The organism is Nocardia terrae (assembly GCF_009760405.1).
Taxonomy (GTDB): Bacteria; Actinomycetota; Actinomycetes; order Mycobacteriales; family Mycobacteriaceae; genus Nocardia; species Nocardia terrae.
Map to the genome: position 1 here is coordinate 930,063 of NZ_WRPP01000001.1, position 16,382 is coordinate 946,444.

Sequence of the window (16,382 nt, forward strand, 5' to 3'; positions counted from 1 at the left end):
GAGTCGCCGAAGGAGCCTCTGCGGTCGACATTCTCGAGGTTCGTAATCGAGCAACCTTCGGGCGCCATTAGGATCTGATCACATGGCCGACGAATCCACGGGTGAGTGCTTGTTCCACAACGCTGAACTCCCGTCGGAAGTCGAGATGATCGACTTGTTCGCCGGCCCAGGCGGTCTGGATGTGGCGGCGAGATGGCTGGGAATCAAGGCTGTCGGTATCGAACACGACCGGGATGCCTGCCTGACGCGGATCGACGCCAAGCTCGGCACTCGGCAGGCTGACGTCCGTTCGCTCGAGCTGCTGGACATCTTCCCCAACGCGAGAATCCTCACGGGCGGGCCGCCGTGCCAGACCTACTCGGTCGCGGGCTCGGGTGTCGGTCGCAAGGCACTGGACCAAGTCGTCCGTTTCATGTCGCGGATGGCAGATGGTGAGGACATCGAAGCCGAGCTCGAGTCGCTCGAGGACGATCGAACCGGGCTCGTGCTGCAGCCGTTGCGATGGGCGCTGGCCGCAATCGAGAAAGGGCGTCCCTTCGAGACAATTGTCCTGGAGCAGGTACCGACCGTCCTGCCGGTGTGGGAGGCGTTGGCTACCGCGTTACTCAAGCACCGCTACGACGTCCGGGTCGGGATCGTGCATACCGAGGAATTCGGTGTTCCGCAAACTCGCCGTCGGGCAATCCTGATCGCATGTCGCGATCGTGCGGCACACTTTCCGAAGCCGACACATCATAGGTACAGAAAAGGTGTCCCGCGCGGACAGGGCGAGGCGGATCGATTGCCATGGACGACAATGAGCGAGGCGTTGCCGAACCGCTCCTATGAATTCCATGTGGTCTCCAACTATGGCACCGGGGGTGATCCAAAGTTGCGGGGACGGCGTGGATCGAATGAACCCTCGGCAACCGTGACCGGCAAGGTTCGGCGCAACCGAATCGTGTCGAAGGGCGCGGACCAAGACCGGCTCGAACCCAAGGAAGCAGGTCGGCTACAGACCTTCCCCATCGATTACCCATGGGCCGGTCTCGACCAGTACCAGCAGGTCGGCAACGCGGTTCCGCCTCGCGTCGGCGCGCATATCCTGGCCGCCGCGGTATTCGGGGAGAAGCCCGAGGAGACATCGCTGGATCAAGCCGTCGGCGGACTGTGGGAGTCGGCATTGAGCGGGAAGCACGACTTGAAGCGCGAACCTCTGCCGCAGCCGGACGAGGTGGACGGCCTGTTCGATGAACACGGTCGGCCGTACCGCGTCGATTTGGACTCCATCTCTGCGTATTCGGCCTGACAAATAGTGCCAACCGGCAGAATTGTTCGCGCTCGTACTTACGCTATTCATGGATAAATGGAACAGCCTAGTCAGGAGCACCGGTGGCCGACCTCGACGACGATCTAGACGATCTATACGACATCTTCGAGACGTTGCTCGACAGGTACACGCCCGAGATCGCGGTGAAGAAGATCGCCGGGTACGCCTCTCCCGAGGCTGTGCAGAAGGTACGGGACCGGCACGAGCGGACGCTGATCCGGATCCGCGAGATGGAGGAGCCCCGTGCGCTGATCCTGGGTAACCGAGACACCTGGTACACCGGCCCGCGGGACGATGACAAATACTGGCCGGCGCTGTGCAGGTTACTGGCCAAGGACGGTTGGTCGGAGAGTTCGATCGAGAACCTCGACGAGTCGTCCACCAGGATCATGTCGTTGCTGAATCATCCTCGAGAGAGGCAGTTTTCGACACGCGGTCTGGTCGTCGGGTATGTCCAATCCGGCAAGACAACCAGTTTCACCGCAGTGACGGCGAAGGCCGCCGACCGGGGCTACAAGTTGTTCATCGTGCTCGCCGGTATTCACAACGGATTGCGCCGGCAAACGCAGGCACGCTTGATCAAGCAGCTGGTCGAACCGAATCCCGGTGGCTGGCAGCAGATCACGGGGCTGGACCACGACTTCACACCGCCGGAGAACGCGGCGGCCTTCTTCAGCAAGGCGAACAAGACCCATGTGCTGTGTGTGGTCAAGAAGAACGCCACCGTCCTAACCAAGCTGGTCAAGTGGTTGGAAAGTGCCTCCGCCTTCCTCACGGATACTCCGGCGCTGATCATCGACGACGAAGCCGATCAGGCGACCGTCGCGACGAAACGGATCAACCCGTTGATCCGGAGGGTGCTCGACAGCCTGCCCAAGTCGGCATATGTCGGATACACAGCATCGCCCTTCGCGAATCTGCTGATCGATCCCTCGGCCGAAGATCTGTATCCCAAGAATTTCATTGTCAATCTGCCGAAACCGGACGGGCACTTCGGTACCGAGGTTCTGTTCGGCCGGTATGCGCTGGATGGGGAGAACCCCGAGGACGTCGATGACGGATGGGACATGATCCGTCTCGTTCCGGACGCGGATATCCCGCTGGTCCGGCCGAAAACGAAGGCCGAGGCCGAGGGCTTCCAGCCGCAACTGACCGATTCCCTGCGAAGGGCGGTGACCTACTTCTGGCTCGCGACCGCTGCGCGTCGTGTCCGGGGAACCGGGAATCCGCACTCCACCATGCTGATTCACACCAGCGTGCGAACTTCGGTGCACGATGGTTTCCGTGCGCCACTGGAAGGCTTCCGTGAGGTGATCACCCGGCGGCTCGAGGACCCGTCCGCCATCGCCGAACTGCGAAAGGTCTGGGACGAGGAGACCGCGCGGGTACCCGCCGGAGACTTCGGAGAGTCGAAGGTCGAATTCGATGACCTGCTACCGGAATTGGGCGGCGTCCTGCGCGACTGTCGGGTCATCATGGACAACTCGGGCAGCACCGAGCGGCTCGATTTCGAGAACGGACATGTGGTCGCGATCGCAGTCGGCGGCAACACCTTGTCTCGCGGCCTTACCCTGGAAGGTTTGCTCGTCAGCTATTTCGTGCGAGCGGTGACCGTCTACGACACCCTGTTGCAGATGGGCCGCTGGTTCGGATATCGCAACGGCTACGCTGATCTGCCGCGGATCTGGATGACCGAGGAACTGGCCGACTGGTTCCGCCACCTCGCCACAGTCGAGGTGGAGATGCGTCGGGATATCGACATCTATCTGACCGAGGACAAGACTCCTGAAACCTTCGCTGTCCGGTTGCGCACCCATCCGTCGTTGAAGGTGACTGCCGCCGCGAAGATGGCCGATGCGGTGGACGCTCATGCTGGATACGGCGGAAAACGCGTGCAGACGCGCTACTTTCACACCAACGCCGAATGGCTACTCGACAACCAGCAGGCGGCTCGCGACCTGGTCGTGGCCGCGCTCGAGGTCGGGGTGAGGGTCGAAAAGCTGCCGGAGAAGGGGCTTTTCATTCTTCGCGAGGTTCCCAGCGACCTCGTGATCGACTTCCTCGGCGCGTATCAGTTTCACGAGAAGTCCCAGGAAGCCGATGCCGAGTTGATGATTCGGTACATCGAGCGTCGAATCCGGAACACCGGTGCGCTTCGACGTTGGGACGTGGCCGTCATCGGCAATGACGCCGGTGCGCCCGATGACAACTTCGAGTTCGCCGACGGTATCGCGGTTGGACGAGTGGTTCGTTCCCGACTCGACACCCCTGAACCGGACTTTGCGGATATCAAGACGCTGATGAGCCGCAGGGACGCGGCCATCGATCTAGCCGGTCCCATCGCGGGTCTGACCGAGGCGCAGATCTTCGAGGAGCGGCGGAAACAGTTGCCGGATATCGGGCTTCTGGTGCTGTATCCGATTGACAAGACCTCGAATCCGGGCCCGGGCAGGGCCAAGCGCGCGCCGCTGAACGCTGCCGAGCACGTGATCGGCACGGGTCTCGTCTTCCCCAAGCCGACCGGCGACGATGACGTGGTCTCCTATGAGGCGCACTACATTTCCGCCGATCTCTCCGGCATCGAAATGGAGGAGGAGGATCTCAGCATCCTCGAGGCGGACGAGCAGTGAGTGACCAGGGTCCGCGCGACGAGCTCGAGCGTCACTGGCGGCAGCTCGAGGCCGAACCGACCTCGAGCGAACGGGCGCTGCGGGTCTCCGACCTGCGGGTCGATACCGCGAACGGTCCGGTGGCGGTGGCCGTCGACGCCTCGGGTTGTCGGCATCTGTTGGTTCCCCTCGAGTCGCGTCAGAAGGTGCGCAGGGAGCGGAGTGGACCGGTACTGCGGCTGAGCGGCCGCCCCCTGGAGTCGGAAAAGGTGTACCAGAATTTCGCCGATCTGATGTGCATGCGGCGCAGTTTCGACGGTGTGTTCACTACGCTGTGTGCCGATGTGTTGCAGGACATTTCGCGGATACCCACCAACCCGCTCAAGGGTCTGTACTTCGCTCTCGACACGTGGCGGACCTTGCTCGAGACCTCGGGCGGTCCGCTGACCGACGAACAGATGGCGGGGCTGTTCGCCGAATTGTTGGTACTCCAACAGCTGTTGGCGATCAGTAGCAGTGCGCATGGTCTGTGGCGGGGCCCCACCGGCCACCGACACGACTTCTCCTCGGCTGTTGCGGCTGTCGAAGTGAAGGCGTCCACCGCGACCGAGGGCAGACGGGTGCGGGTGCACGGCCTGGACCAGTTGGACGCGCCGCGTGGCGGCACTCTCGATCTCGCGTGGTTCCGATTGGAGCGCGTCGACACGGATGGAACGGCCCTGCAGCGGTTGGTAGAACAAGTGCTCATCGCCGCCGACGATGAGAGCGCGGTGCTGTCGCTCCTTTCGAAGGCGGGGTACCGCGCCGAGGACAGCGGCCGTTACAGCGAGGCTCGCTTCTCGGTATCCGAAGAGCTGTGGTACCAGGTCGATTCGGGCTTCCCGCGGTTGACGTACACGATGTTGGAATCAGCGGGGCTCATGGTGCGGGTCGAGGACGTCGAGTACACGATCGATCTGTCCTCGGGAGCATCTGCGCCGCTGTCCGACGATGAAGTGATTCGCCACCTACACACCATGATCGAGGAGCCGGTGTGATCATGCCGTCTTGGTTCTCGCAGCCATATCCGCCCGAAGGGGCCAGCGCGGCAGAGGGAATCAGAAATCAACTGGGCAAACCCGAGCTGGACCATCTGACAATTCTCGTGCGGGAGTCCGCCCAGAACAGCTGGGATGCCCGACGCGATCCGGGCACGACGGTCGACTATCGCATCGACCTGCGCACGGTCAGCGCGGCGGATGCCGAGGCGTGGCGTCAACACCTGTTGCGAAGCGCGCCGATCGATGCCCACCTGCCACTCCGAAAATCGTTGCAGAAGAGCGTGATCCGGGTGCTGTCGATTTCCGATCGAGGCACCACCGGGCTGGGCGGACCGACACGAGCCGACCAAGTTGTGGACGGTCCGAGGGATTTCGTCTCTTTCATTCGGAATATAGGTGAGCCAAGAGACACCATTCTGGGCGGCGGTACATACGGCTTCGGGAAGGGAATCTTGTATCTGGTGTCGAAACCGGGAGTGATCCTGGTCCACACCCGTTGCGAATATCAGGGCAGGTTGGAAACCCGGCTCATGGGCGCCGCTCTCTGGAAGAGCTACCAGGCGAGCGAGAACGTCGGTCAGCGGCGGTACACGGGACGGCACTGGTGGGGGGACAACTCCGGTGAGGTCATCGAGCCGCTGGTCGGAGCCAACGCGGCCGCCATGGCCAGATCGTTGGGGCTGCGCCCATTCGGTGAGCACGAGACAGGGACCACGGTCACCTTGATCGATCCTGATCTGGAAGACACCGAGCCGTCGGAGGTCGCCGACTACTTGGCCGAGACGATCGCGTGGCAGTTGTGGCCGAAAATGATCGCCCGCTCGGACGGGGTTGTGCCGATGCGCTTTACCGTGACCTGCGACGGGGTAACCCATCCGGTTCCCGACCCCACCGAGTCGCACCCATTGCGGTTATTCGTGGCCGCCTACCGCGCCATGGCCGGTCCGGATTCCCGCGAGGTGCGGAGTCTTCGCCCGAAACGTCTGCTCGGTTGCCTGGGCCTGCAACGCAAACCGGCCGTGCCGTTCGAGGCGACCCGCGCGTCCGAGATCGCGGGTGTCGAGCGGAGCGTGCACCACATCTGCCTGATGCGTCCGGCGGAGCTCGTGGTGACCTACTGGCCTGGACCCAAACCCGCCAGCGAGTTCATCTCGTACGCAGGCGTTTTCCGTGCCGACGACGGCATGGACGATGTGTACGCCTCTGCCGAGCCGCCGACACACGACAGTTGGAATTATCAGTCCCTGGAGAACCGGGACCATCGATCATTCGTCAGAACCACGTTCAAGCGCTTCGGAGAGGAACTCGAAGGTCTGCTCGATCTGCAGGGTGGAGGTGCGTCGGAGGTCGCGCAGGTGTCCCTGGGCGCGGCAAGTGACAAGTTCTCGCCGTTGGTCGGCGGCAATTGGGGGATCGGAAGCGCGACGGACTACGGACGTCCCGGCGACACGAAGGCGCCGGTGCCTCGGCGCCGACCCGTCCCGGAACCGGATCCCGAATTGGACTACGAAATCGTCGAGGAGCCAGCGAACGGCAATGGGAGCACCGGCTTCTCGGCAGGCGGGGCGACGAACGGAGGCCATGCGGGCGTGCGACGCCGGGTGCCCCGAGCTCGAGTCACGTATGTGGGCGAACCGTATCTCGACGAGTACAGCGGTAACGCCGTCCTGGTTCAGGAGTTTCAGCTTCCCGCACCGATAGCGCAGCGTGTGAGCGCCGATCTGGCTGTCGCCCTGACCACCGACGGTGGTCGCGAGATCGACCCGCCGGCTGGGGCCGAACAACCGGGGTTGGTCGGCTGGGAGGACGAAGCCGGAAATCTGAATGCCGTTCCGACCTTCGTCATCGAGGGCGGGGATGGGAAGCTGTGGAAGGCGATCGTGAAACCCGCAGCCGACACGATGACCGAGATCTCCATCGACGTGGAGCGGGTGAGCCTCTGATGCAGATGCGGGCACTGCCTTTCCGACAGCCCGACCCGACATCCGTTCGTGCCCGGGATTGGCGGCTCGTTCTCGATGGCGAAGAACTTCCACTGCCGGATGCCTACCCGTACTGGGATTATCAAACCGTCCTGACCGTGCGCCGGCGGGTCGACATCGATCTCGACAAGGTGCTTGTCGAGGCGCGATTGACGCCCGAGACCTCGCTGACCCTGGCGGTCGTCTGGACGGCGACAGGATCCAGCTTGCGCGGCAGTGGGGCGCGAATTCCGCTGTCGGGCCCGGGATCTATCGAGTTGGAAGTCGTGCTCCCCGGTGCCGACCTGGGAGGAATGCTCCTGCTTGATACCGTTCTCGTGCTCTCACAGCGCCGGAACGGAACCGATCGTCCGGTAGCGGCAAGGCGGGCAGGCTCTGTGTTGTGGAGCGATAGGCACAGCATTCGACTGCAGGGCGACGCACCGCAGTTTCCCATGGCCATCATTGATTTCGAGAAGACGAACTACCCGGATGACGCCGCATGGCATTTGGAGATCGGCTCGAATCTGGAGGCAGCGACCATGGGATCGCTGCTGTTGCTGGTGAACGAGCGCAAGCGCGTCGTCGCCGGCGCGCTCGAGAACGCTGCGAAGCCGCGCACCCAGGATCAGATCGCGCTGGCGATGGTCTATGTCGATGTGGCGAGGACGATGGTCGAACATGCCCTCGCCCACCCAGAATTCCAAGACTCGGCCACATTCCCGGACGAATCCTTGGGCGCGACACTCCAGGCGCTGTTCGCCCGGTTGTTCCCCTCCACGACCATCAGCGAGATTCGTGCGCTCGCGGATCGGTCTCCGAGCCGACTCGCCTCCGATATCCAATCGGCCATCAACAACCTGGAGGGCATCGTATGAGCCTGCTCTATCCGCGTCTGTTGAACACACGTGCGCGTGAACTGGCCCTGGACTATCGCACTCTCGAGCTGGACCAGCTGACCGCGCGCTGGGCGGTGTCCGATGATGCCGCGGTTTATGTCGCCACGGGTGGTGCACGGGCACAGGGCGATAAGCTCCGCGGTATACGCGATCTGATCGTCTCGCTGGCGGAGGCATACGGATACCCGAATCCCCCTGCGGCCCAGGCGGGCAACTTCGACCTCGCGGTCGCTGAGCAACTCCACCGCGAGATGCATCTCGCCCCGGCGGAGGCCTCGGCCACCGATATCTGGACCTTCCTCTCGCTGGTGCTCATGCCGGACATCGCTCAGTGGCGCTTCCCCGGAAAGTCCTCCTCCGACCGGGCCTACAGAGAGCGCATTCGCGGAACCCGGCTCGATCGTCATGTCTTCGGGCGCCTCTGGTGGCGCGCGCAACTGGTGCATGCTCCGGGCGATCCGAATCCCTACGGCGCGCTGACGGTCCTGGGTGAGGCGGCCTTCGATCAGATCTATGCGCGCCGATCGTCTCTCGGTGCGAGCCCGCACCTGGTGAAGTCGATCCTGCGAGTCTGGAACAACCTGGATCTGACGGGACTGACCGAGCGAGAAGTATTGCGCGACTTCCTCAAACGCGTATTGCGGCTGGCGCCGTTCGTGGTGTTCGATGCGATCGACGAGGAAGCGCTCGATGCAGAGCTCCGTGCCATAGCGCAGGAAACCGTTTTCGCCGCCCTGGTGCTCGCGGGATGGGACGGCTACAAGGCATCCCAGCGGGCCGACAAGGCGACCATGAGCAGGCGATCGGAATTCGCTTGATTGATCCGTTCTGCCTCTGCATGGAGTCCGGTCCCGCCGGTTCAGGGGCGCTCAACTGCGCGCCTGTCACTGCTGCGTCATGCTGCGCGAAACCAGCTGTGAGGCCGACAATCGATTCCTCGATCGAGCGCTGCTGATCGATGCGCCGGGCAACTTCGATCTCGGATAGTTCGGTAAGCTTGATCTGGATCGCAGGTTAGCGTGGGCTATGGTTGCTGAGCAGGTTGTGCCCTTTATCCCGAATGTGCGGCGGAGCTTCGTCGAGGCGCGTGGTGTTCGATTCCATGTGACCGAGGCGGGGGAGGGGCAGCCGACGCTGGCTTTGCATGGGTGGCCGCAACATCATTACGTGTACCGGGATCTGCTGGCCGATCCTCCGGAAGGGCTGCGGATCATTGCGCCGGATCTGCCGGGGTACGGGTGGTCGGGGGGTGCGCCGCATCGGTGGGCGAAAGATGATGTGGCCAGCGATGTTCTGGCGTTGATGGACGCGATGGGGCTCGACAAGGATGTGCTTCTGGTGGGGCATGACTGGGGTGGGTTCATCGGGTATCGGATGGTGCTCAGGGAGCCGGAGCGGTTCAGGGGGTATCTCGTTTTGAATATGGCGCATCCTTGGGCGCCGAAAGGGGTTGTGGCTCGGCATGCTTGGCGGTTGTTGGCTTATCAGCCGTTGATTGCGAGCGTGGGGGTGCCGTTGCAGCGGCGGACTCGGTTCCTGGAGTGGTTGTTCGGGGCGGCGGCCTCGGAGGGGGGAGGGATGGATCGGGAGACCGTCGAGATCTTCTCGGAGCGGTTCAGGGATCCGGTGGTGGCTCGGGCCGCGACCGACACGTATCGGACCTTCCTGTTGAAGGAGATACCGGCTTCGGTGCGGAAGCCCGAGACGCGGCGGGTCACTGTGCCGATTCGAGTGCTGTTCGGCAAGGACGACTCGGCGGTGCATTACTCGCTGGCCGCGGCGGAGACGGCTCGGGCGGATGACTACGCGCTCGAGTTGGTGGAGGGGTGTGGGCATTTCATCGTCGATGAGCGGCCGGAGCTCGTTCGGGCGAAGGTGGTTGAGATGGCGACTGGGTGCGAGTAGGGGTGACTGGCTCTGGCTCGCACTATTGGGCGGAGTTGGGTCGGGATAGTGGTTGGCGGGGCGGAAAGTGCGGGATTCGGCCGGATCAGCGTCGGCGGCGTTTGATGACGGCTGCTGCCTCGTCGGCGCAGCTGTCGATCGATTCGAGTACGTCGGCAGCGGCGTATCTGAGTACGAGCCAGTCGTCGAGGAGTAGGGCGTTCTGACGGCGTCTGTCTCGACGGAAGGTTGCTGAGTCGCTGTGGTATTCGCGGCCGTCTATTTCGATGATGGTGCGGGAGCGTTCGTCGACGAAGTCGCAGCGGTAGGGGCCGATCGGATGGTTGCAGAGGAGGCGGATTCCGCGGCGGGTCATGGCTCGGGCGAACAGGCGCTCCGGTTCGGATGCGGCGTGGATTGCGGCTTCGCGCAGTTGTTTACGGATTGTGCAGGAGCCGTGCAGGTGGGAATCACAGATGTCGAGCAATGCTCGGCCGGAAATTCGCCTGCCAACTTGGTGGTCGATCAAGGCATCGGCCTCGCGGTGGGGAAGGACCGTGGTGCAGTCGAATACGGTCAGTGCCGCGCAGGTCAGGGGCAGGTCGTAGCGTTCATCGATCCATTCGGGCGGGAGTCGGCGGCGGTAGAGCTTCAGCCAGGTTGGGGTGGCGCGGTCGGCGTCGATGGGGATGGTTGCCTCGATGAGGGCTGGCTCATCGACCAGGAATCCGTGCAGCCAGGCCGCGGTTCGATGGCTGAGGACTGCGCGGGGCTGCCATGCGATGACGGCCTGGCAATTGTCGAGGCTAGTGGGGGTGCCGAGGCAGAGTGTGCCTGGGAGCAGTCGGGTGTAGACGCCGCGGCGGCAGCGGTCGTTGATTGTGCTGGCGGGGATGCCTTCCGCGAGGAGTTCTCCGCGTGTGCGAATCATCTGGCAAGGATGGCAAAAGGGGAGGGTCTCGCCGTTCCGGCGACCTGCGGATCCGCCGAGGCTGTGGATGGTTGCGGCACTGTGGAGAATTCGCTGTCTCGGCCGAGAAATGGTGGACGGCCGGAGTTGGTTCGGCAGGGGGTGATTGGGCTGGATGGGGAGACTCGCTGACGTTTCGGGCGTGCAAACTCTTCGAAGGGGGCTCGCTGGCGCATCGGGTTGCTGGGAGTTCGGAAATGTGGAGTGACGTGGGGTTATCGGCGTGTGCGGCGAGGTTGGGGGTGGGGCCGGGGTTAGGGTGGCGGGGGCTTGAACGGGGTGGATGGGTAGAAATTGGTCAAGTGACCGACTAGTCTTCGGGAAACCTGAAATGGAACAGGTTCACTAAGTGAGGGTGCGATGAGTCTGTCCCGGCGGGCTGTGCTGGTTGGTGCTGCGGTTGGTGGCGTGGGGGCTAGCGCCGTGGTGGGTGCGAGCGTTGTTGGGGCGCAACCGATCAGGCAGCGGGCGGTCGGGCAGGACTATCAGGTTGGTGTGGGGATCGCTGATATCACCGGGGCCCCGGCGGGGCAGGGGATGATGGGGTACTCGGAGGCCGATCAGGTCACCACGGGGCTCTTGACGCGGTGCTACGCGCGGGCCTACATCGTGGTGGATCAGGCTACGGGGGATCGGGTTGCGTTCGTGAACACGGACAATGCCTGCTTGTTCCAGTCGGTGCACTTGGTTGTCATGCAGCAATTGCAGCAGCGGTTCGGGGGTTTGTACACCGAACGCAACGTCAATCTCAACGCGACCCACAACCACAACTCGTGTGGTGGTAGCGCGCGTGAATACGCATACTCGTTGGCCGCCATGGGTTTTCAGCAGAATTCGCATGATGCCGAGGTGAACGGGATCGTCAAGGCGATCGTCAATGCGCACGAGAACATCCGGCCGGGGTCGATCATGCTCGGGCATGGGGAGTTGCACGATGCCAGTGCCAATCGGTCGCGGGTGGCGTTCGAGGCGAATCCCGAGGCGGATAAGGCGGAGTTCCCGGATGCTATCGATCCGAAGATCACCGTGCTGCGGTTCCGGCAGGGAGGCAAGGATGTCGGGGCGATTACCTGGTTCGCCACGCACGGCACTTCGCTGACCGATCGGAACACGCTCATCTCGGGCGATAACAAGGGGTACGCCAGCTATCGGTGGGAGCACGATGAGATGGGGGTGCGGCATCTCGATGGTGCGCCCTCGTTCGTGGCCGCTTTCCCGCAGACCAATCCGGGCGATATGACGCCCAACCTGTGGATCCGGCCTATGCACCCGTCGGGGCCCGCCGAGGACAATCGCACCAACTGCCTGATGATCGGTGAGCGCCAATATCAAGCGGGGCGAAAGGCTTTCGATGCCGCTGGGCCGATGAACAGTGCCGGCGTGGACTCGGTGGTGCACTACGTAGACCTCTCCGACACCGCTATCGACGGGGACTACACGCCGGACGGGAAGCCCGCGAGGACCTCGCCCGCGATGATGGGTGCGGCGGCGATGGCGACCAGCACCGAGGACAACTGGAACTCTCAGCTTTCGTTCCTGCAAGAAGGCGACTCCAATCCGATGGTCGCCGCGCTCGGTGGGTTGAACTCGCCGATCGAGGACTGGATGCGGGATGTGCAGGCGCCCAAGTTGATTCTGGCTCCGCTGGGGATTCTGCCGCCGCGGCCGTGGGTGCCGCAGGTCGTGCCGTTGCAGCTGATGCGGATCGGGGATCTGGTGCTGGCGTCGGGGCCGTCGGAGTACACGGTGGTGTCGGGGCTGCGGATTCGGCGGATCGTGGCGCGGGCGTTGAACATGCCGATCGAGAACGTGCTGGTGCAGGGGTACTCCAACGGCTACAACGGGTATGTCACCACGCCCGAGGAGTACGCGCTGCAGCAGTACGAGGGCGGCGAGACGCTCTACGGGCGTTGGACTCTTTCCGCGCACATGCAGGAATTCGACAGGCTGGCAAAGGCTTTCGCGGCACGGATCGATCTCGGTCGCGGGCCTGCCCCGCTCGACTGGAACTTCGGTTTGCAGCCGAACCTGCTGCCGCCGGTGCCGGCCGACGTGCCGCACGCCGGTCGGTCCTACGGTGACGTGATCACCCAGCCGGAATCGAACTACGGTGCGGGGCAGACTGTTTCGGTGGAGTTCGTGGGTGCGCACCCCAACAACGATTTCCGGCTGGACGGCACCTACTTCGAGGTGCAGCAAGCTGCCGGTGGTGACTGGCGGCGTGTCTACGACGACAACGACTGGTGCACGGAACTGCATTGGTCGCGTCCGGACGGCCAGCCTGCCGCCTCCACGATCAACATCCAGTGGACCGTGCCCGACAGCGCTCCCTCGGGCCGCTACCGCATCCAGTACACCGGCAACAGCCGTGACGCCGCGGGAGCCGTCAGCGAATTCACTGGAACATCGGGCGAGTTCGTGATCGGCTGAACCCCATGTTCGTCAGATCTGCCGAAATCGCCGATGAGAAGTTCCTCTGGGCGATGCTCTACGAAGCGGCCTACGCCCGCGCGCAGGGCATCGACTCGCCGGACGACCTGCGAGACATCCCCGGGCTCGGGCACTTCGTCGAAGGCTGGGGAGCGGCGAACGATCTCGGCGTGATCGGCGGATTCGACGGGGTGCCGTTGGGTGCGGCGTGGTTGCGATCGCTCACCTCCGAAGACCCGGGCTACGGGTACGTCGATGACGACACTCCGGAACTGGCCATCGGTGTCGCGCCGGAGGGTCGCGGCACCGGACTCGGCACCGCGCTGATGTCGGCGCTGCTCGACGCCGCCCGCGAGAAGTACGACGCGGTCAGTTTGAGTGTGCGCCTGGAGAACCCTGCGCGAAAGCTCTATCAACGCCTCGGCTTCGTCGACGTCGACGGTTCTGATCACACCAACCGTGCCGGAACCACCAGCGTCACAATGATTCTCCGCTTCCGCTGATGATCGGTGACGCCTGATCGGCCGCATCGATCAACACCCCTCGTATCCCTCGCGCCCGGCTCGATCGGCCGTATCGCGTGAAGTGGGAGGAGAGTGAGACGTTCCCCGCGATCGGTGTCGGCCGCGTTCAGCTCAACGGCGGCAGGTCGAACGCGAGCCGGCCGGGAGCGAGGTAGTCGTCGCGGTCGAACAGCATCCGGATCTCGGGCCGCTCGGCTTCGGGGATGCGGGCCAGCTCCTCGTGCACCGGCGTGCGGAAGACCTCGCCGCGCGCCGTCATGACCGGCAGCCAGTTGTCGTGATGGTTGGGCACGAACACCTTCGGCCGCAGGGCCTCCACGTAGCTGCGCGGATCACGCAGCCCGTTGGTGAACTGGTTGAAGCCCTGCACCGCGCCGATGTGCACGTCCGAGGCGGGCAGCTCGCGCAGCACCTCCAGTACCTGCGGCGCCTTGTCCAGGAGCGGGCCGGAGGAATCGTGCCAGGTCAGCACGAACTCGCCGAGCTGGAACTGGTACAGCAGCACCCCGCCCTCCGGTGCGAGCAGATTGCGCGCCAGGTGCCCGGCGTCGCCGAGACTCGGCGGGTAGGTGCGGATGTCGCACAGGCACGGGCGGGGGCGCACCGGATCAGAGGCGTCCGGGCCTTCGTGGCGAGCGGTTCGCGCCGAGTGGATGTGGCGGACAGCGGTCACCGAAAGGCCGGGGGAGAGCTCGAAGTCGTAGCGCTCACCGGGCGCGGAGGCGCTGGAACCCAGTTCCTTGCAGGACAATTCGGCGCCGGGCACCTGTTTGCGCACCGTCGCGCAGTGTTCCGCGGTGCCGTGCACGACCGCGCCGCTGTCCCGCGCGATCACCCCCGCATCCGCGGCGTGATCGAAATGCCCGTGCCCGATGAAGATCGCCGCCGGTGCCAGCGCCGCGACCTCGGCGGGCGTGGTCGGCACGTATCCGGACGTCAGTCCGCGCGGCACCCACGCGTCGAGCAGGAACACCACCCCACCCATGGCCACCGCGAAACTGGCACACCCGAACCAGGACACCAGCACCTGATCCTCACGCACCGCCCCGGTCGCCGGGTCCACGGCGCCCTCACCGAAGAAGCGCTGACGTGCGGCAATGGTCTGACTACTGGTCACCCGGATCCCCTTGTCTCGCATGGCGGCGGGCATCCCGCGCCCGCCGCCCCGCATTCTGCCCGCTTCCGGCCCAACCGTCAGCCAATGGCCGGGGTCGGCGAGATGGGCTCCAGCGACGAGTGACCTGACTGCCCCGACACGAGGCCGGTCCCGCGCCAATCCAGGACAGTCCATGCTCGAGCGGCCTGCGGTCGACGACGAGCGCCTATACCGTCGAAGCCGGCACCGTGATCGCCAGGACCACGGCCCGCATGGTGATTCCGATCGCCGCCGGGCTGAGTCATCGGGCAGCCGCACGGTGCTCGCAGCCCCCATCGCGCGCACGGCTGCGTTGCCAGAGCATGTGGTCTGCCGGGCCCGGGTCTGCGGCACCTCGTGCCGCCGCGGTCCGTATTCGACGATCCTTCAGCTTGGGACCTCACCCGGCGGCCACCGTCGGTCCCATTTCTCCCGGCGTCGAATTCGGGGACCGTCACCCGACAGGGACCGCATCGCCTCGCACCGTCGCGGCCCGGGTGACGATCCAGGACATGCCGCGCTCCAGCGGTCCGCGGCCCAGCGTCAGCACCCACACCACCGATGCTGCGACGGTCACGGCGAGGAAGATCGCCAGTAGGACATTGCCGGTTGGGGCGGTCGCTGCGTCGCCGAGCAGTCGCACGGCTATGACATGCGCTGAATACACCGTCAGCGGGAGGGTTCCGACGGCAACGATGGGAAACAGTATGGGCCGCAGCCGATCCACGGTGAACAGCAGGACGCCGATGACCGTCAGCGCGAAGCCCAGCGAGCCGATGATCTCGAAGGTGGAGCCGGAATGCGGCTCGGCCGTGCGTAATTGGGTCCATTCGGTCGGATCCGGGGTGTCGAACAGGCCCAGCAGCCACGCTCCGCCGTATCCGAAGATCATCATCGGCACGCCGGCGGCGAGCAGCCGCACCCGGGTCGTCCGAGCGGCCAGGTCGCAGCGGCCCAGGGCAAGTCCGGTGAGCGCGAAGGTGATCCACACCAGGCCCGGGTAGTCGCCGGTGATCGCCAAGTCGGTCACCTGCGCGCCGGAGCACGTCGCGGCCGTCGGATCGCAGCCGGATGGCAGGAGTTGGCCCAACCACACCGTCAGTGGTGGCGCGATGACCGCCCACCCGGCTGCCAGGATCAGCAGTCGGCGCGGCGACCAGGTCAGGAACGGCAGGCAGCACGCGAAGAGCAGTGCGTAGGTCTGCAGGATCACCGAAATGCCACTGCCGAGCATGGTGAGCAGGCCGCCGAGCGCGAACAACACCAAGGCGCGCACCAGGATTCGCAATCGCGCCGAGACCAGTTCGGGCCCGGCCGGTGGATGTTGCCGCCCGCTCAGCAGCGCGATGGACACTCCGGCCAGGGTCGCGAACAGGATCGAGGATCGGCCCCACGCCACCGACAGCCAGCTGCCCGGGTCGGTCCATACCGGCTCCCGCAGCACGCCGACATGCACGGTGATCATCCCCAAGACCGCGAGCCCGCGGGCGGCGTCGATGGCCGCGATGCGGGACGCGGTCGCGGACAGCCGGGGAGGAGCGGCGAGTGCGGTCGTCATGTCCGCCATGGTGCCGACCGCTTCATTAGCGGATCGTGAGGCGTGCTTCGACCGCGCCGCCGA

Annotated in this window: 12 protein-coding genes; 9 read left to right on the top strand and 3 right to left on the bottom strand. The window is 64.6% G+C overall.

Annotation, left to right across the window (positions count from 1 at the left end; all coding sequences use genetic code 11):
* Positions 1-82: 82 nt before the first annotated feature.
* The 7 genes from GPX89_RS04235 to GPX89_RS04265 all read left to right on the top strand — a co-directional run bounded on the left by GPX89_RS04235 (position 83) and on the right by GPX89_RS04265 (position 9,723).
* Complete coding sequence (locus GPX89_RS04235; protein WP_157355234.1) at positions 83-1,288, top strand: DNA cytosine methyltransferase; 1,206 nt, start codon at positions 83-85, stop codon at positions 1,286-1,288.
* Positions 1,289-1,371: 83 nt separating this feature from the next.
* Complete coding sequence (locus GPX89_RS04240) at positions 1,372-3,939, top strand: Z1 domain-containing protein (protein ID WP_328601496.1); 2,568 nt, start codon at positions 1,372-1,374, stop codon at positions 3,937-3,939.
* A complete protein-coding gene (locus tag GPX89_RS04245; RefSeq protein ID WP_198347253.1) occupies positions 3,936-4,955 on the top strand; it encodes a PD-(D/E)XK motif protein in 1,020 nt (339 codons plus the stop codon). Before GPX89_RS04240 ends, GPX89_RS04245 begins: the two co-directional genes overlap by 4 nt.
* Complete coding sequence (locus tag GPX89_RS04250; RefSeq protein ID WP_157355235.1) at positions 4,952-6,901, top strand: hypothetical protein; 1,950 nt, start codon at positions 4,952-4,954, stop codon at positions 6,899-6,901. Before GPX89_RS04245 ends, GPX89_RS04250 begins: the two co-directional genes overlap by 4 nt.
* On the top strand, positions 6,901-7,797 hold the full coding sequence (locus GPX89_RS43710; RefSeq protein WP_198347254.1) for a hypothetical protein: 897 nt from the start codon (positions 6,901-6,903) through the stop codon (positions 7,795-7,797). Before GPX89_RS04250 ends, GPX89_RS43710 begins: the two co-directional genes overlap by 1 nt.
* Positions 7,794-8,636 carry a DUF6339 family protein gene (locus GPX89_RS04260; protein ID WP_157355236.1) on the top strand — a complete coding sequence of 281 codons (843 nt, stop codon included), beginning with the start codon at positions 7,794-7,796 and terminating at the stop codon, positions 8,634-8,636. The genes GPX89_RS43710 and GPX89_RS04260 overlap by 4 nt, the downstream gene beginning before the upstream one ends.
* Before the next feature lie 208 nt (positions 8,637-8,844).
* Entirely contained in the window at positions 8,845-9,723 is an 879-nt protein-coding gene (locus tag GPX89_RS04265; protein WP_157355237.1) for an alpha/beta fold hydrolase, read from the top strand.
* A gap of 85 nt (positions 9,724-9,808) precedes the next feature.
* Here GPX89_RS04265 and GPX89_RS04270 read toward each other — a convergent pair whose 3' ends face one another.
* A complete protein-coding gene (locus GPX89_RS04270) occupies positions 9,809-10,633 on the bottom strand; it encodes a DUF559 domain-containing protein (protein ID WP_157355238.1) in 825 nt (274 codons plus the stop codon).
* Between the two features lie 399 nt (positions 10,634-11,032).
* Between GPX89_RS04270 and GPX89_RS04275 the strand changes: the two genes are divergently transcribed.
* Together GPX89_RS04275 and GPX89_RS04280 are read left to right on the top strand one after the other, a co-directional pair.
* Positions 11,033-13,102 (top strand): neutral/alkaline ceramidase, encoded by a 2,070-nt coding sequence (locus GPX89_RS04275; RefSeq protein WP_157355239.1) that lies wholly within the window; start codon positions 11,033-11,035, stop codon positions 13,100-13,102.
* A 5-nt stretch (positions 13,103-13,107) separates the two neighbouring features.
* Positions 13,108-13,605, top strand: coding sequence for a GNAT family N-acetyltransferase (locus tag GPX89_RS04280; protein ID WP_157355240.1), 498 nt, complete (start codon positions 13,108-13,110; stop codon positions 13,603-13,605).
* A gap of 127 nt (positions 13,606-13,732) precedes the next feature.
* Here GPX89_RS04280 and GPX89_RS04285 read toward each other — a convergent pair whose 3' ends face one another.
* Both GPX89_RS04285 and GPX89_RS04290 read right to left on the bottom strand, forming a co-directional pair.
* Positions 13,733-14,743, bottom strand: a complete 1,011-nt coding sequence (locus GPX89_RS04285) for an MBL fold metallo-hydrolase (RefSeq protein WP_157355241.1) — start codon at positions 14,741-14,743, stop codon at positions 13,733-13,735.
* Positions 14,744-15,215: 472 nt separating this feature from the next.
* Entirely contained in the window at positions 15,216-16,319 is a 1,104-nt protein-coding gene (locus GPX89_RS04290; RefSeq protein WP_157355242.1) for a heparan-alpha-glucosaminide N-acetyltransferase domain-containing protein, read from the bottom strand.
* Positions 16,320-16,382 lie beyond the last annotated feature (63 nt).